This window comes from uncultured Devosia sp., from assembly GCF_913055165.1.
In the GTDB taxonomy this organism is placed as follows: domain Bacteria; phylum Pseudomonadota; class Alphaproteobacteria; order Rhizobiales; family Devosiaceae; genus Devosia.
In genome coordinates this window covers 64,710-81,088 of record NZ_CAJXJS010000003.1, presented here as the reverse complement: position 1 = coordinate 81,088, position 16,379 = coordinate 64,710, and the positions used below count along the sequence as shown (strand labels likewise).

General features: G+C 63.0%; 13 protein-coding genes. 11 read left to right on the top strand and 2 right to left on the bottom strand.

Annotated features, from left to right (window positions below; genetic code table 11):
- The first annotated feature begins 104 nt into the window (after nucleotides 1-104).
- The 4 genes from QZ564_RS02280 (at nucleotide 105) to edd (ending at nucleotide 5,174) form a co-directional block, all read left to right on the top strand.
- A complete protein-coding gene (locus QZ564_RS02280; protein WP_297103989.1) occupies nucleotides 105-1,046 on the top strand; it encodes a BadF/BadG/BcrA/BcrD ATPase family protein in 942 nt (313 codons plus the stop codon).
- 13 nt (nucleotides 1,047-1,059) lie between these two features.
- A complete protein-coding gene (gene zwf / locus QZ564_RS02275; RefSeq protein WP_297103987.1) occupies nucleotides 1,060-2,544 on the top strand; it encodes a glucose-6-phosphate dehydrogenase in 1,485 nt (494 codons plus the stop codon).
- Nucleotides 2,541-3,236 carry a 6-phosphogluconolactonase gene (pgl, locus tag QZ564_RS02270; RefSeq protein ID WP_297103985.1) on the top strand — a complete coding sequence of 232 codons (696 nt, stop codon included), beginning with the start codon at nucleotides 2,541-2,543 and terminating at the stop codon, nucleotides 3,234-3,236. Before zwf ends, pgl begins: the two co-directional genes overlap by 4 nt.
- A 123-nt stretch (nucleotides 3,237-3,359) precedes the next feature.
- Nucleotides 3,360-5,174: a phosphogluconate dehydratase gene (edd, locus tag QZ564_RS02265; protein WP_297103984.1), complete on the top strand. Its 1,815-nt coding sequence runs from the start codon at nucleotides 3,360-3,362 to the stop codon at nucleotides 5,172-5,174.
- Here the strand turns inward: edd and QZ564_RS02260 are convergent.
- Nucleotides 5,167-6,300 (bottom strand): citrate synthase family protein, encoded by a 1,134-nt coding sequence (locus tag QZ564_RS02260; RefSeq protein WP_297103983.1) that lies wholly within the window; start codon nucleotides 6,298-6,300, stop codon nucleotides 5,167-5,169. The two genes, edd and QZ564_RS02260, sit on opposite strands and share 8 nt — an antisense overlap.
- 84 nt (nucleotides 6,301-6,384) lie before the next feature.
- Here QZ564_RS02260 and QZ564_RS02255 point away from each other — a divergent pair, with 84 nt between their 5' ends.
- Nucleotides 6,385-7,458, top strand: a complete 1,074-nt coding sequence (locus tag QZ564_RS02255; protein WP_297103982.1) for a citrate synthase — start codon at nucleotides 6,385-6,387, stop codon at nucleotides 7,456-7,458.
- A 313-nt stretch (nucleotides 7,459-7,771) separates the two neighbouring features.
- On the opposite strand, the gene mutL is transcribed toward QZ564_RS02255, so the two are convergent.
- Entirely contained in the window at nucleotides 7,772-9,586 is a 1,815-nt protein-coding gene (gene mutL / locus QZ564_RS02250) for a DNA mismatch repair endonuclease MutL (RefSeq protein ID WP_297103981.1), read from the bottom strand.
- An 800-nt stretch (nucleotides 9,587-10,386) separates the two neighbouring features.
- Between mutL and QZ564_RS02245 the strand changes: the two genes are divergently transcribed.
- From QZ564_RS02245 to QZ564_RS02220, 6 genes are all read left to right on the top strand, one after another.
- Nucleotides 10,387-12,219, top strand: coding sequence for an aminoglycoside phosphotransferase family protein (locus QZ564_RS02245; protein WP_297103980.1), 1,833 nt, complete (start codon nucleotides 10,387-10,389; stop codon nucleotides 12,217-12,219).
- 188 nt (nucleotides 12,220-12,407) lie between these two features.
- Nucleotides 12,408-14,117, top strand: coding sequence for an alpha/beta-hydrolase family protein (locus QZ564_RS02240; RefSeq protein WP_297103979.1), 1,710 nt, complete (start codon nucleotides 12,408-12,410; stop codon nucleotides 14,115-14,117).
- 23 nt (nucleotides 14,118-14,140) lie between these two features.
- A complete protein-coding gene (locus QZ564_RS02235) occupies nucleotides 14,141-14,572 on the top strand; it encodes a nucleoside deaminase (protein WP_297104084.1) in 432 nt (143 codons plus the stop codon).
- A 117-nt stretch (nucleotides 14,573-14,689) separates the two neighbouring features.
- On the top strand, nucleotides 14,690-15,154 hold the full coding sequence (locus tag QZ564_RS02230) for a hypothetical protein (protein ID WP_297103978.1): 465 nt from the start codon (nucleotides 14,690-14,692) through the stop codon (nucleotides 15,152-15,154).
- Nucleotides 15,154-15,387 carry a helix-turn-helix transcriptional regulator gene (locus QZ564_RS02225; protein WP_297103977.1) on the top strand — a complete coding sequence of 78 codons (234 nt, stop codon included), beginning with the start codon at nucleotides 15,154-15,156 and terminating at the stop codon, nucleotides 15,385-15,387. The genes QZ564_RS02230 and QZ564_RS02225 overlap by 1 nt, the downstream gene beginning before the upstream one ends.
- A gap of 18 nt (nucleotides 15,388-15,405) precedes the next feature.
- A complete protein-coding gene (locus QZ564_RS02220) occupies nucleotides 15,406-16,377 on the top strand; it encodes an NAD(P)-dependent alcohol dehydrogenase (protein ID WP_297103975.1) in 972 nt (323 codons plus the stop codon).
- The last annotated feature ends 2 nt before the right edge of the window (nucleotides 16,378-16,379 follow it).

Genomic DNA, 16,379 nt, shown 5'->3' with positions numbered 1-16,379 from the left:
CGCATTATGGTCCGCGCCGAATTGACCACCTAGTCTGGGAGCGCTAGGGCAGGGCGTTCGCGTCTTGCCTTTGAGCCTCCCACACATCCACGGAGATGCCTTTCGTGCCGCGATATTACCTTGGCGTTGACGGAGGCGGCACCAATTGCCGCGTGCGCCTGGCCAATGAGAATCTGGAGACGCTGGCAGAGGTCAAGAACGGTCGCTCGAACCTGCAGATCGACGGCGGCGAGCCCGCTTACAAGGCGATCAGTGCGGGCGCGCGCGATGTCTTCAAGGCCGCGGGCATTGATTTTGCCGAGGCGGCCAACACCTATGCCTGTTTTGGCATGGCCGGCGGTCGCATGGATTCGGCCCGCGATGCCTTTGCTGCGCGCCCCTGGCCGTTTGCCGGGGTCAGGGTCTATGACGACATCGACATTGCCCATGCCGGCGCCTTGGGCGGCGGCGAGGGCGGCGTGGTCATCATCGGTACCGGTTCGGCGGCCATGTCCATAGTCAATGGAAAGCGCCATCAGGCCGGCGGCTGGGGTTTCCACATCGGTGATCAGATGAGCGGTGCCATTCTCGGGCGCGAATTGGTGCGCTATTCGGTCGAGGCCGAGGATGGTCTGGTCGAAGCCTCGCCCTTGACCAAAGCGGTGATTGCGGCGCTTGGCGGCGACAATCAGGCCGTTATGACCTGGTCCTTTGCCACCGAGATGGATTTGAAGCTGTTGAGCCGCGACGGGTCCGAGGGTTGCGATGATGCCCTGGTTGGCCGCGCGCCGGGCGAATTTGGCAAGCTCATGCCGCTTTTCTTCGATTATCTCGAACAGAACGATCCAGTCGCCCGCAAGCTGCTGGCCATCGAGATCGGCTACATCGATACCTATGTGAACTGGTTCAAGTCGCATGGCGCCACGGTGATGGCCATTGTCGGCGGCCTGGGACAGCGCCTGTTCCCGACGCTCCAGCAGCATTATGGCGATTTCGTCGCTCTTCCAAAATTCGAACCCCTGCATGGCGCGATTATCCTCGCCCGGCAGAATTTCGCGTCAAACTGAGGGACGTCCACACGTGTCCAGCCGTATCATTCCCGTCCAGCCCTTCGACTATGTGGTGTTTGGCGCCACCGGCGATCTGACAAAGCGCAAGCTGATCCCGGCGCTCTACCACCGCTTCAAGGATGGACAGTTCGACGAGCAAAGCCGCATCATCGGCGTCTCGCGGTCCAAATTGACCAACGCCGAATTCCAGCAGCTTGCCGGCGATGCCATCGCCCAGTTCGTCGAGAAGGACTACCAGGACGCCGCCACCATCAAGCGGTTCCTGACGATCTTCTCCTATGTGATCAACGACGTCTCCGATGAGGCCGGTTGGGGCGACATCAAAAAGGCACTGCGCGATGACCCCAAAGTGGTCCGCGCGTTCTACCTGGCGGTCGCGCCGGATCTGTTCGAGCCCATCGCCGAACAACTCGCCAAGACCAAGGTCTACCGCCGCGATGCGCGGGTGGTCATCGAAAAGCCGCTGGGCCACGATCTGGCCTCGTCGATCGAAATCAATGACGGTGTGGCCAAGATCTTCAAGGAAGATCAGGTCTACCGCATCGATCACTATCTCGGTAAGGAGACGGTGCAGAACCTGCTGGCGCTGCGCTTTGCCAACACCCTGTTCGAGCCGATCTGGAATTCGGCCCATATCGACCATGTGCAGCTGACCGTGGCCGAAAGCGTCGGCGCCGGCACGCGCGGCTACTACGATGAGAGCGGCGCCCTCCGCGACATGATCCAGAATCACATGCTGCAGCTCCTCTGCCTGGTGGCCATGGAGCCGCCAGCCAGCGACGACGCCAACGCGCTCCGTGACGAAAAGCTCAAGGTATTGCGCGCTCTCCGGCCCATTACCAATGGCGAAGTGGCCACCAAGACCGTGCGCGGACAATATCGCGGCGTGAAGTCCGAGACCGCGGCGGTGGCCAGCTATCAGGACGAATTGCCCGAGGACAAGAAGGGCAGCCACACCGAGACCTTTGTCGCGCTCAAGGCCGAGATCGACAATTGGCGCTGGGCTGGCGTTCCCTTCTACCTGCGGACCGGCAAGCGCATGGCTGAGCGGGTCTCGGAAATCTGCATCCAGTTCAAGCCCATTCCGCATTCGATCTTTGATCACGCTGAAGGGGCACCCAAGGCCAATAAGCTCATCATCCGTCTGCAACCGGACGAGGGCGTCAAGCTGATGATGATGATCAAGGACCCGGGTCCCGGCGGCATGCGCCTGCGCCAGGTGCCGCTCAATCTGAGCTTTGCGGAAACCTTCACGGAACGCACGCCTGAAGCCTATGAACGGCTGTTGCTCGACGTGGTGCGTGGCAACCAGACCCTGTTCATGCGTCGTGACGAACTCGAAGCCGCCTGGATGTGGGTCGACCCGATCCGCCAGGCCTGGGACCGGTCTTCCGAGCCGCCGCAAACCTATACCGCTGGCACCTGGGGCCCGAGCGGAGCGGTGGCGCTGATCGAGCGCGACGGTCGGACCTGGTATGAAGGACCGCATTCGTGACCATCGAGCGCCGAAGCTTCGCCGACAAGTCGACCCTGGCCAAGGAACTCGCCGAGTCGGTCGCCGATCGCATCCGCGCCGCCATTGCCGAGCGCGGGTCGGCCTCCATCGCGGTGAGCGGGGGGTCAACACCGGGAAAGTTCTTCCAGGCCTTGGGCAAGACCAAGGACATCGACTGGTCCAAGGTCGTGGTGACCCTGGTTGACGAGCGCTGGGTCGACGAAACCAGCGACCGGTCCAACGCCGCTTTGGTCAATGAGAAGATGTTGCAAGGCCCGGCCGCCACAGCGCGCTTTTTCCCGCTCTATTCCGGTGGCGACGAGCCCAGCGATGGGGCGATTGCCAAGACCAACGCGCTGATGGCGGACCTGCCCCAGCCCTTCGCGGCCGTGGTGCTCGGCATGGGCAATGACGGGCATACGGCCAGCTTCTTTCCCGGTGGTGACACGCTTGACGCGGCGCTGACCGCGCCCGGGCCGACGCTCGCTATCCGCGCCCCGGGCGCTGGTGAACCGCGCGTGACCTTCACCCTGCCAGCCCTGCTCAAGACCGAGGGCCTCTACTTGCACATTGAAGGCGAGGGCAAGGCCGAGGTGCTGGAATCCGCGCTGGGTGATGGCCCGGTAGAAGACATGCCGATCCGCGCCGTCTTGCGTTCCGGCGCGCCGGTGACTGTTTACTGGTGTCCATAAGGCTCCTGGGGTGGTCCCCAATTGACCACCCTGGCCGCTGAACGACACCGGTTTGTTGATGCAAGGATAACCGCGCCAGCGGCCCCCTTCTGGCGTGTCCTTGCCTAGCTTTGGAGACTTGCCATGACCGTCCGCCAGGCCATCCAGGATGTGACCGACCGCATTGCCGCGCGCAGCCGCGACAGCCGTCGCGATTATCTCAATCGCCTCGATGCCGCCCGGGAACAGGGCGTCTATCGCGCGGCGCTCTCTTGCGGCAATCTCGCGCATGGCTTTGCCGCCTGCTCGCCGACTGAAAAGGCGGCGCTGGCCGGCAACAAGACGCTGAACCTGGGCATCGTCAACAGCTATAACGACATGCTGAGCGCCCATCAGCCCTATCAATTCTATCCCGACATCATCAAGGAAGCAGCCCGCGAGATCGGCGCTACCGCGCAGGTGGCCGGTGGCGTCCCGGCCATGTGCGACGGCGTTACCCAGGGCCAGCCCGGCATGGATCTCTCGCTGTTTTCTCGCGATGTCATCGCCATGGCCACGGCCATTTCGCTCAGCCACAACATGTTCGACGCGGCAGTCTATCTTGGCATCTGTGACAAGATCGTGCCGGGTCTTGTCATCGGCGCCCTTTCTTTCGGCCACTTGCCGGCGGTCTTCATCCCGGCCGGACCCATGCCCTCTGGCCTGCCCAACGACGAAAAGAGCAAGGTTCGCCAGCTCTATATGGAAGGCAAGGTCGGCCGCGCCGAATTGCTCGAGGCCGAAAGCAAGTCCTATCATTCGGCCGGCACCTGCACGTTTTACGGCACGGCCAATTCCAACCAGATGCTCATGGAGATCATGGGCCTGCACCTGCCCGGCGCCAGCTTCGTCAATCCCGGCACCCCGCTGCGCGACGCACTGACCCGCGAGGCCACCAAGCGGGCCCTGTCGCTGTCCGCCTTGGGGAACAATTATACGCCCATCGGTCACATCATGGACGAGAAGGCCATCGTCAATGGCCTGGTTGGGCTGCACGCCACGGGCGGCTCGACCAACCACACCATGCATTTGATTGCCATGGCGGCGGCGGCCGGGCTGCAGGTGACCTGGGACGATATGAGCGATCTCAGCGATGCCACGCCTTTGCTGGCGCGAGTCTATCCAAATGGCGTTGCCGACGTGAACCATTTCCACGCCGCGGGCGGCATGGGCTTCCTCATCAAGGAATTGCTTAATGACGGCTATCTGCATGAGGACGTCAAGACCGTCTGGGGCACGGGGCTTTCGGGGTACACCGTCGAAGCCAAGCTGATCGAGGACAAGCTCAGCTTCGAGCAGGCGCCTGCCGAGAGCGCCCTGCCCAAGGTTCTGACCGGTACCAAGGCGCCGTTCCAGCCCACCGGCGGCCTAAAGCTGCTCAAGGGCAATCTCGGCCGCTCGGTCATCAAGGTCTCTGCCGTCAAGCCGGAGCATCGCGTGGTCGAGGCACCGGCCCGGGTGTTCCATGGCCAGGAAGGTCTGCAGGCCGCATTCAAGGCCGGCGAATTGACCGGCGACATGATCGCTGTGGTGCGCTTCTCCGGCCCCAAAGCCATCGGCATGCCAGAACTGCACAAGCTGACCCCGGCCCTGGGTGTGCTGCAGGACCGCGGCTTCAAGGTGGCCCTGCTGACCGATGGACGCATGTCCGGCGCATCGGGCAAGGTGCCGGCCGCCATCCACATGACACCTGAAGCCATGGATGGCGGGCCGATCAGCAAGATCCGCGACGGCGACATGATCCGGCTCGACGCTAATGAAGGCACGCTGACATTCCTGGGCGACGAGAAGGAGTTCTTCTCCCGCACTCCGGCCACTGAAGACCTGCGCCCGCAACACTTCGGCATGGGCCGCGAGCTCTTCGCCGGCTTCCGCAGCCTGGTGGGCGTGGCGGACAAGGGGGCGAGCGTCTTCAACTGATCTCGGGCTCCGGTCCTATATATCGCGCCCGCGGCCTTATGAGCGCGCCTGTTTCCACCTGCTCCAGCGCATGGGCGATCCAGCCCACGCTGCGGGCCAGCGCGAAAATCTGCAGGGGCGCGTCCGCGGGCAGGTCAAATGCGGCGGTCATGGCGGCCAAGGCGAAGTCGATATTGGGTTTTTCGCCGGCCAGGCGCTCGCCCGCAGCGGCCAGCTCAGCGAAGACCGGAGGCAGCGGGAAAGCCTGCATCAAGGCTGCGGCGCGCACATCGCCATCGGGGTAGAGCCGATGGCCGAAGCAGACCAGTTTCTGCCCTTGCCGCAAATATGCGGCCACCGCCGCTTCGGCGCCCTGCCGCTGGGCCTCCTCGGCCAATCGGGCCATGCTCTGGCTGGCATTGCCATGCAGGGGGCCGGACAGCGCCGCCAGCCCGGCCATGACCGCAGCGGACAGAGGCGCGCCGGTCGAAGCCGTTACGCGCGCCGCGAAGGTCGATGCATTAAGCTCGTGCTCGGCCAGCAGCACCAGCGCCCGCCGGATCGCATCGGCAGCGTTCGGTCGCGCCCATTGCAACGCCAGGCGCTGATGCACCGGCACTGAGCCCGGCGACGCCAGTGCCCCGGCCAGGAAGGCCACCGTGCGCGCCGCATCGCCCAGCAGCACGGTGCGACTGCGCCCGACTGAGGGCATATCCGTTGCTGCCAGTTCAGCCACTGCACGATAGGCGGCAGCCATGCCGGGCGCCTGCGCTCGCGCGCGACCGGCAAAGTCAATTTCGCCCCCAGCGCTCCAAAGCAGACGCGCCGCAGCGCCGAGCGTGGCGGTTTTGGCCAGCGCCACGGCATCCTGCCCGCGGTAAAACAGGCGCCCGTCCCGAACGGTCGCGATGCTGGTTTCCAGCACCGGCTCGCCCCAGGCGATGGTCTCTGCCGCCACGGTGCCTGCGGGGCGCCGTCCCCTCTGCCGCGCCGCCAGCCGCTCGACATCTTCCTGCCGGTAGAGGCTCCGCCGGGGGTCGTTCGGGTCAGGCCGGGCGCCGATCCGGCCACGGCTGACATTGGCATAAAGCGTCTGCGGCTTGGTGCCCAATTGCGCCAGGGCCTGTTCGGCAGTGAGCCAGCTCATGCGACCTCGCATTGATCAATTGCATCAAGATTGACGTCAATCTTGATTAGCTCGATTGAAAAGGAAACAGCAAGGAGATGCAACATGTCTGGTCTTGATGATGTGATCGCTGCCGAAACCCGCCTCAGCGAAGTCGACGGCGCCAATGGCCGTCTTGTGATTTGTGGCCACAGCCTGGATTCCCTGGCCGCACGCAAAAGCTACGAAGCCGTCCTGGCATTGCTGCTGCCCGATTTGCTCTCGGCCAATGAAGAGGCGGTGCGTGCCGAACTGGGGCAGGCGCGGCTTCGGGTGTTCCGGGAGGTCGCATGGCTCGATGCGGATCTGATCTCCCTGTCTGTCACCGAAGGTCTCCGTGCTCTTATGGCACGGCTGCCAGATGGGGAGGACAAGTCGGTGGCTCTGTTGCAGATTGCTGCGCCTGCCGTGTTCCTGCCGGCATTGATCCGCGTCAGGCAGGGGCAGAAGCCGGTGCCGCCCCATCCGGGCCTGAGCCACGCCGCCGACATGCTGGCCATGCTGAATGGCCGGCAGCCAACGGCAGCGCAGGCCCAGGCGCTCGACACCTATCTGGTGACGGTATCCGACCATGGCCTCAATGCCTCGACCTTCACCGCCCGCGTCGTGGCCTCCACCCGTGCCGGCTATGCCTCGGCAGTGCTGGCCGCCCTTGGCGCGCTCAAGGGGCCGCTGCATGGTGGCGCACCCGGACCTGTGCTCGACATGCTCGATGCCATCGGCATGCCGGACAAGGCCGGTCCCTGGATCGCCGCGCAACTGGCGCGTGGCGAGCGGCTGATGGGCTTTGGACATCGCATCTACCGCGTCCGCGATCCACGCGCCGACGCCCTCAAGGCGGCACTGACGCGTCTCGGCGCGGCCGGCGGCATGAATACGAACCGGCTCGCCCTGGCCGAGGCGGTAGAGGCGGCCGCCTTGTCTGCATTGCGCGCCGCCAAGCCCAGTCGCCCGCTCGAGACCAATGTCGAGTTCTTCACCGCTCTCCTGCTCGAAGCCCTCGGCTTCCCCCGCGAGGCCTTCACTGGCGTCTTCGCCGCCGGCCGCGTTGGCGGCTGGGTGGCCCATGCCCATGAGCAGATCGAAACCGGTCGGCTCATTCGCCCGCAGTCACGTTATGTCGGGCCGAAAGCGGCTTAGCGATCTCGGCGGCCGGCGATTGTCATTTGAGGCAGGGTTCGGCGGAGCGCATGGGCGTTTTGAGCGGCGGAACCAGCTTTGGGAGCCAGAGGGCGGGATCTTCGCCCATTTCGGCCCCCTTGCCGGCCGGGCTCGGCATAGGCTTTGGCGCCAGATCGCGGCAGCCTGAAAACAATTCGCCCTCCTGAGCCGCCCCCGCGGGCACGCAAGACAACAACAAGCAGGCCAGCCCAAATACAATGCGCATTTTTGTACCCCCTTTGTTCCCAAAGCAAAGGTTGCGCTTTTGTTCTTCCAAGTCAATAACAATTCATTAACGACTTCTGCCGAACAGCCGTTCGATATCGTCCTTCTTGAGCTCCACATAAGTGGGGCGGCCATGGATGCACTGGCCTGAATGGGGGGTTGCTTCCATGTCGCGGAGAAGCGCATTCATTTCGTCGACGCGCAGCCGCCGCCCCGAACGCACCGAGCCGTGGCAGGCCATGCGGCCGATGATGGCCTCCATGCGCGCGGTCAGCGCGGCGGCGCTGTCCCATTCGGCAAGGCCATCGGCCAGGTCCCGGACGAGGCCGGAAATATCGGTATTGCCCAGGAGGGCCGGGGTCTCGCGCACGGCGATGGCGCGGGGGCCGAAGCGGTCGAGATAGAGCCCGAATTTTTCCAGCTCCGGCGCGGCCTCCTCGAGGCGGGCGCAATCCTCTTCGGGCAGTTCCACAATCACCGGAATGAGCTGCGCCTGGCTGGGGACCGGGCCCGAGGCCAGCTGGGCCTTGAAGCGCTCATAGACGAGCCGCTCATGGGCCGCGTGCTGGTCAATCAGCAACAGGCCATTGCCGTTCTGGGCGATGATGTAATTGTCGAACATCTGCGCGCGGGCAGCGCCGAGCGGATGGTCGACAGGTTCGGCCTGCGGCTCGAATTCTTCGACCCGGGCGCTGGGCGCCGTAAAGCCGGCAAGCTGGCTCGGGTGCCGGTCGAAATGGAGCGGGCCCCGATCCGGGCGCCCGTCAAAGCGTTGCGGCTGATGGGAAGATGCCGCCGGGGCGACCGGCGCCGGCGCGGATGGCTCGGCCATTTCCGGGGCCGAAAAAGCCCCCAGAATGTCCTCGGCCACGCTGGTCGAGGCCTTGAAGCCGGCGCTGGCGAGGGCCGTGCCGATGGCCTTGATGACTGCGCCGCGCACCGCGCCCTGATCGCGGAAGCGCAATTCGGCCTTGGCCGGATGCACATTGACGTCCACCTCGGCCGGGTCGATGGCGATATAGAGCGCGACCACGGGAAACCGGTCGCGGAACACATAGTCGGCAAAGGCCGCCCGCACCGCGCCCACCAGCACCTTGTCGCGCACCGAGCGGCCATTGACGAAATAGAACTGGCTGAGGGAATTGGCCCGCGTATAGGTGGGCAGCCCGGCCATGCCGGCCACCACGATGCCGTGCCGGGCGGTGGCGAGGGTGACGGCATTGTCGACGAAGTCGGCGCCCATCACCTGGCCGAGCCGGGCACCCAGCGCGCCTTCGCCGGTGACGGCCGGCCAGTTGGCGGCAGTGCGATCCGAACCCTCGAGCACGAAATGCACGGCCGGATTGGCCATGGCCAGGCGTTTGACCACATCGGTAATGGCGGCGGTTTCCGCCCGGGCGGATTTGAGGAATTTGCGCCGCGCCGGCACCTGGGCGAAGAGATCACGCACCTCGATGACGGTGCCCCGGTTCATCGCCTGCGGGGCCGGGCCGCTGCGACGGCCATTGTCCACCACCAGCGCCAGCCCGCTTTCGGCCTCGGCAGTGCGGGAGGCGACCGACAGCCGCGCCACCGAGCCGATCGAGGCCAGCGCCTCGCCGCGGAAACCAAGGGTGCGGATGTCGTCGAGATCGTCGGCACTGAGCTTGGAAGTGGCGTGCCGCTCGACCGAGAGCAGGAGGTCGTCCCGATCCATGCCATGGCCGTCATCGGCAATGCGGATCAGGTCCATGCCGCCATTGGCAGTGGTCACGGTGATGCGACGCGCGCCGGCATCGATGGAATTTTCGATCAGTTCCTTGACCACGCTGGACGGCCGCTCGACCACCTCGCCGGCGGCGATGCGGTTGATCAGGTCTTCGGGCAATTGGCGGATGGGCAAGGGCGATTCTCCTGTCAGCCAATATAGGCGAGCGCGCCACCCCTGCCGACCCGCATCGGCGATTGTACCCAACCGAGATTGCCGCCCCGGCCATCTGGCCTCGCGGTTACGAGAAAAGAGCGGAGTCCCGAGACGACCGTCGTCCCTGAAACTAAAAAACTGAGACGAAAGCCGCCTCGGGAACGCCGGGATTTCTCGATAGGGGATAACTTGGCGAGCTGTCCGGCACGAGCACCCCCAGGGCACCCGCTTTCAGCTGCCGATCAAAAGACCGACAGCAGGCGCGAACTCTCACCCGCCGACCCCCAGACCATGACGGCACGCGACTGCCCCATGCCCGGCTTTCCCTCCCGCCACTGGTCGCTGCAGGCCGCCCTATCGCGAGAGGAATGAGGGCATTATGCGGGAGGTTTTTGGGGTGGGGATAAGATGGATAGGTGCTATGATAAGAGAATACCCCAACCCAGCCTCCTTGCCTTCGCGCCTGAATTCGCTCGACTTGAGCGACGTTGCCTCGGGCCGGTTCGAAAGGTGGCGGGCAGTGGGTGGCGAACGCCTTCGCCACGGGTCTGCCAGTGTTGCAGAAGTCGACGGAATTGCGAACGGTTGCACAGGGATATCGACATCACGATACTCTCGTCTAGCGCCGATTGCGGGAGTGCCTTTCGCTCACCTGCTTGCCGCCATGGCTTTAGAGAGGTTTATCTGCAGCGGCTCCACACTTCTTTTTGGGGGCACTCAGCTTCGACACGCTATCGAGAGTACTCAAACTGTAATATCGATCTGTGCAGAGCCCAATCATGGAGCTAAAAGTGCGTTTAGCGTTTCTCCTGGCCGCTGCGTTCGCCGCCTACTCGGTCGCTGTGGCCGCACTCTCCACAAATCAAATCACGCTCTGGCCGCTCGTTGGCGTCTTAGTTAGCGCGGCAGTTGGTTTGGGTATTAACATCTTTAATCGATGGGACACACAAGGCGACAGGCGGCGCCTAAAAGCCGAAATCATCACACTGTTGTCCGCAGAGATGCACAACTTCACCCGGCAGCACGCTACAAATCTCAGCAAGTTGTCTCAACTGTTGGGCGAGCGAATAACTAAGCGGGACGTTCTGGAGGCCCTTGAGCGATTTAGTTTCAGGGGAAGGCCTGGTTCGGGCGAGGAGGAGCTTTTCAAAGTTACCAGTGTCGAGCAACTAGCTCATCTGCCCAGATTTTTGTCGCGCGATTTCATGCGAGTTCACATAATCGCCCGAAATCTAGAACGCGATATCGAGCGAACGTTGAGTCGCATCAGACCTGCAAGAGAAGTTGGTGGAAAGTTTCAATCGCTCGTCACAGATGAACTGTATCGACTCGGACTGCGACTGGAAAGGGCGACGGTTCAAGGCCAGTTGCTGCTTGAACGTTTGGAAGCGTACGAAAACCGCAATCCAATCGTCCGCTACCTAAGGTCGCGCTCCCGACGGTGGTCGCAACGCGCGATCGTCAGTAAAATTTCCTATAGAGATAGGCCGATGCAGCCTGATGATACCAGGGCATACGAAGAATTGAGTAGATGGCGCGATTTGGTCCAGAGGCGAAGCAGTGTGCCAGCGAGTGAGGTGTTGGAAGTTGCTGCATTGGTGGAGGGCGGACAGCTTACTGCTGTCCAAGAACGTCACGAGGGCACTTTCAATCAAGTCTTTGTTGTCAGGTCAGCTGAAAGGGATTTGTGTATAAGGAGAAAGAAAAATAAAGAAATATTCCGATACGATCAATCAATATTTAAAGAATCATTCGTAGGAAAATTGTATGAATTGACGGATGATGGTGAATCAATTACTTCTGAAGTGTTAAGAAGTGCGTTGATTTATGCTGAGTCGAAGGATGTTGACTTCTTTAATAGGGGCGTAATAAGCCGCTATCCTGGACCGGATATTTATGGTTTTGGCGTTCATCTTGGGCATCAATATGTGGTTTCGGAGTGGTTTGAGGGACAGACAGGTGCCTCGTTTTCTACACCCCGGAATTACTATGAACTTGGATGCATCATAGCTGCTATGCACGACAGGAAATTCGCGCGCGCGCTGACCTCCCTTGAAAAGGATGGATTGGAGGCGCGAGCGTATTTGGAGGCGGTCAAGAAAGAGATCATCGACAGAAATGAGTCCAGCGGGTTGATCGTGGAACGAGGTCAGCTTGAGGATTGGGTAGAGAATAGGATGACTACAGGTCATCAGTCTTTTGAGGGAAATCACCCCTTTGTTTTATGTCATAACGATCTTCATCCTTTTAATTTGTTCCTGACGAGAAGTGGTATTAGAATTATTGACTGGGACAACACTGTTATTTCGCACCCATATCTGGACTTCGTAAAGCCGAAGTATTGGTCGGACGTTAGCAATGGGCGGCTTGCCGGATCGGGCGAGTGTTTCAAGAAATTTACCGAGGGTTACTCTAGAATTTTGGAGGGCATGAATAAAAGGCCCTTACCAGAGATGAACATCGACCCAATTTTCCAACTTCATGAAATGCTGTGGCTATTCAGAATTTGGACATTCGAGACTGGTCGATTATCGAAGGGGGCGACGGACTTGGGGCCGTTCCAACCGCCAGGGTACTATGAGCCCATAATTTGGGATCTTGCGAGAAGATGATTGTGGGTCGAAGACGAACCAGGAACAGCTTGCTGGCAGCTGGAGAGTCACGGGTGAGTTCGTCTTGTAGGGAGTGATCTTGTTGATCGACGCGATCTAGAGGCCTTCCCCAAACCAGCCTGCGCAACACCGCCTGATCGCCCCGTCCCACCATTGACCCGCCTCGCCATCCGGGTTCACCTAGCGTCATGACGACCACCCATCCCCGTGTGCCGAAGGATTGGGCCCAGCGGGGCAATGCCGTGTGGGATGCGGTGGCCTATCATCTGTCGCCGCCCGGGCTGCTCGTCGGGTCGGTTTTTTTCGCGCTGTCGCTCACGCCATCGCTGCTGCCGCGGACCGAACTGGTGCAGGGCGTGCTCTCGGGCGGCTGCTTTGCGCTGGGCTATGGCATCGGCAATCTGGCGCACTGGCTCTGGGGCTATCTCGGGCTCAAGGTGCCGCCGGGGCGGGTGACGCGCCTGTTGGGCGTGCTGGTCGGACTGGTGTGCCTGGGCCTGGTGCTGGTGGCGCTCTGGTATTCCAATACCTGGCAGAACTCGGTCCGCGCGGTCATGGGCATGTCTCCGGTCGATGAAAGCCAACCCCTGGTCATTGCCTCGGTGGCCCTGCCCATTGCGGCGGTCATCCTGATCATTGGCAAGCTGCTGGTGACGATCATTCGGCTGGTCTGGCATTGGCTGACCCCGCATATGCCCCGGCGGGCCGCCTTCGTGCTGGCCACGGCGCTGGTGGCGATGCTGGTCAGCATTCTGGTCAACAATCTGTTCCTGCGCGCCGCCTTGCGGGCGGCCGACAGTTCCTATCAGCGGCTGGACGCGCTGGTATCGACCGATGTGGCGCCGCCGGCCGATTGGCGCCAGACCGGCAGCGCCCAATCGCTGATCGACTGGGACACGATCGGCCGCGATTCCCGCATCTATGTGCAATCGGGCCCCGATGCTGCCGAGATCGCTGCCGTGACCGGGCAACCCGCCCTGGAGCCGCTGCGGACCTATGTCGGCCTGCGCTCGGCACCCACCGCACAGGACCGGGCGCAATTGGCGCTGGCCGAACTGGTGCGCATCGGCGCCTTCGAGCGCTCGGTGCTGGTGCTGGTCATGCCGGTTGGCACGGGCTGGGTCGACCCGGCGGCCATCGACACGCTCGAATTCCTGCATCATGGCGATGTCGCCAGTGTCGCGGTGCAATATTCCTACCTGCCCAGCGTCCTGTCGCTGTGGATCGAGCCGGAGCTTGGCACCGAGACCGCCCAGGCGCTGTTCAACACCGTCTATGGCTATTGGACCCAATTGCCGCGCGAAGAGCGGCCGCGCCTTTATCTCCATGGCCTGAGCCTGGGGGCCCTGGCCTCGCAGAACTCGACCACTGTCTATGACGTGCTGGCCGATCCCTTTGATGGCGCGCTCTGGGCCGGGCCGCCCTTTTCCAGCCCCATCTGGAGCCGCATGACCGAAAACCGCGTGCCCGGCAGCCCGGCCTGGCTGCCGCGTTTCGGCAATTCCTCGGCCGTCCGTTTCATGAACCAATCGGGCAGCAACACCTGGGATGGGCTATCCTGGGGGCCGATGCGGATCGTCTTCCTGCAATATGCCAGTGACCCGATCGTGTTCTTCTCCTTTGACGCCGACTGGCAGCGGCCCGATTGGCTGCGCGAGCCGCGCGGGCCTGATGTGTCGCCGGCGCTCAACTGGTATCCGGTGGTGACCTTCCTGCAATTGGCGCTGGATGCGGCACTTGCCCAGACGCCGCCGGTAGGGCATGGCCATGTCTATGCCCCGGAGCACTATATTGACGCCTGGGTCGAAGTGACCGCGCCGCCGGGCTGGACGGAGGCGGGACTGAATGGGCTGAAACAGGCCATGGCGGCCAGGGATTACACGGTGGGACCCAAGTGAGCGATGCGACCGGCGCCAAGCCGATGGACCTGGCCCTGGCCCTGGCCGAAGAGGCCGTGCAGCATGGCGAAGCACCTGTCGGTGCGGTGATCGTGGAGGGTGGGACAGTGCTGGCCGCCGAACGCAACCGCATGCAGGCGCTCAGGGACCCCACTGCCCATGCCGAATTGCTGGCCATCCGCAAGGCGCTGTCCGTGCGCGGCACCGGCCGGCTGGATGGCTGCGACCTCTATGTGACGCTCGAACCCTGCGCCATGTGCGCCGGGGCCATCGCCCATGCGCGCCTGCGGCGGGTCTATTTCGCGGCCGAGGACATCAAGGCCGGGGCGGTGGAAAACGGCATCCGCCTGTTTGAGCAGCCCACCTGCCACCATCGGCCCGAGGTGATTGGCGGCCTCTCGGCTGGCCGCGCCGAGGCGATGCTGCGCGATTTCTTCCGCAAGCTGCGGGACTGAGAGCCGCCCGGCCGACGTCCGGTATGTTCGGTCCATATCACACCATGTCAAAAATCCTTGACACAATGTTTGAAATGATCGATATGAGGGCAATCAAACTTACCATTGAGGCTCGTCATGACGATGCGTGAAAAGGTGGCCTGGATCTCGGTGCTGACGGCGCTGGTGATCTTCGGCTGGTATTTCTGGAGCGTGTGGACGGACTTCGCCGTCCGCAATCTGGATGGCGACGTCCTGTTCTGGCGCTTCCTCTGGTGCTTCGGCATCGCGGTCGTCATCATGCTGCCCGCCAGCCTGTTGGCCGCATGGCTGGGCAGGCAGGATTTCGACCCGCCGGCAGACGAGCTTGAAACGCAGATCGAGGCGGTCTCCAATCGTTTCGGCCTGGCGCTGCTCGAGGTGGCGTTGGTCGCAATCGTCCTGTTGAGCAAGGCTGTTACCGATATTGCCCGCGCCGATTTCGCGGCGGACCCGGCCGGCGCCACGGCCATCATGCTGGTCAATCTGGTGCTGTTCGCCACGGCGGTGGCAGCGCTGGTGCGCGATATCATCGTGATCGTGCAATATCGGCGGTATGCGTGATGCCTCCGCCGCCTCCCATCACCAACACCATCCGCCGCCTGCGCTTTGACCATGGCGAGATGACCCAGCAGCAATTGGCTGACGCCATCGGCATGACGCGCCAGACCGTCGCTGCCATCGAGCAGAACAAATATTCCCCCTCGCTCGAAGCCGCCTTCCGCATCGCGGAGGTCTTCGGGGTCGAGATCGGCGAGGTCTTCCAGTGGAAGGCCGGCGCCAAAAAGGGCCCCTAGGTCCAAAGGAGCGATGACATGAAAGCCTGGTTTGCCCGCCGCTATGGCGGTCCTGAAGTGCTGCGCCTGGAAGAGGCGCCCAAGCCCGTTCCTAAGCCCGGAGAAATCCTGGTCAAGGTGCATGCCACTACGGTCAATTCAGGAGACCGCCGCATCCGCGCCTGCGATTTTCCGCCGGGCATGAAGACGCTGGGGCGCCTGGCGCTGGGCTGGAACCGTCCGCGCCAGCCCATTCTGGGCACGGAACTCGCCGGCGTGGTCGAGGCCATTGGGCAGGGAGTGACCAAGTTCTCGCCCGGCGAGGCGGTCTATGCCTTTCCCGGCGGCAAGATGGGCGCGCATGCCGAATATGTCGTGCTCAAGCAAGACGGCCCGGTGGCAGTCATCCCCCAAGGTGTCGACATGCAGACCGCCGCGGCGCTGTGCTTTGGCGGCAGCACGGCGCTGACCTATCTGCGCCGGGGGGGCGTCGAGGCCGGCCAATCCATGCTGGTGCTCGGCGGATCGGGGGCCGTTGGCTCGGCCATGGTGCAACTGGGCAAGCTCAAGGGCGCTGAGATCACCGCGACCACGAGCGCGGGCAATCTCGATCTGGTCCGGTCTCTCGGCGCCGACACGGTGATTGATTACCACAGCACGGATGTGAGCGGGCTGGCCGAGCGCTTCGACGTCATCGCCGATACGGTCGGGGCGATGGATTTTGCCACGGCGCAGAAGCTGCTCAGGCCCAATGGCCGCTATCTCGCCATTGCCGGGGCCATGAAGGAAATGCTGGGCAGCCTGCGCAAGGGGCCGGAAGGCAAACGGATGATCGCCGGGCCCGCCGACGAGCGGCTGGAGGATATTGTCGAGCTGGGTCGCCTGGCGGCTTCAGCGCACTATCGGCCGCCTATCGATCAGATCTACGACTGGGCCGACATGCCCGCCGCCCACGCCCAGGCCGATACCGGCCGCAAGCGGGGCAGTGTCGTGGTGCAGGTCGCTCAGTAGGG

Excerpts from the sequence above, each read along its gene's own strand:
- QZ564_RS02235 (WP_297104084.1), top strand. The coding sequence starts at position 14,141 with ATGGACCTGGCCCTGGCCCTGGCCGAAGAGGCCGTGCAGCATGGCGAA.
- QZ564_RS02230 (WP_297103978.1), top strand. The coding sequence starts at position 14,690 with ATGACGATGCGTGAAAAGGTGGCCTGGATCTCGGTGCTGACGGCGCTG.
- QZ564_RS02260 (WP_297103983.1), bottom strand. The coding sequence starts at position 6,300 with ATGAGCTGGCTCACTGCCGAACAGGCCCTGGCGCAATTGGGCACCAAG.
- QZ564_RS02240 (WP_297103979.1), top strand. The coding sequence starts at position 12,408 with ATGACGACCACCCATCCCCGTGTGCCGAAGGATTGGGCCCAGCGGGGC.
- QZ564_RS02255 (WP_297103982.1), top strand. The coding sequence starts at position 6,385 with ATGTCTGGTCTTGATGATGTGATCGCTGCCGAAACCCGCCTCAGCGAA.
- edd (WP_297103984.1), top strand. The coding sequence starts at position 3,360 with ATGACCGTCCGCCAGGCCATCCAGGATGTGACCGACCGCATTGCCGCG.
- QZ564_RS02245 (WP_297103980.1), top strand. The coding sequence starts at position 10,387 with ATGGAGCTAAAAGTGCGTTTAGCGTTTCTCCTGGCCGCTGCGTTCGCC.
- QZ564_RS02225 (WP_297103977.1), top strand. The coding sequence starts at position 15,154 with ATGCCTCCGCCGCCTCCCATCACCAACACCATCCGCCGCCTGCGCTTT.
- QZ564_RS02220 (WP_297103975.1), top strand. The coding sequence starts at position 15,406 with ATGAAAGCCTGGTTTGCCCGCCGCTATGGCGGTCCTGAAGTGCTGCGC.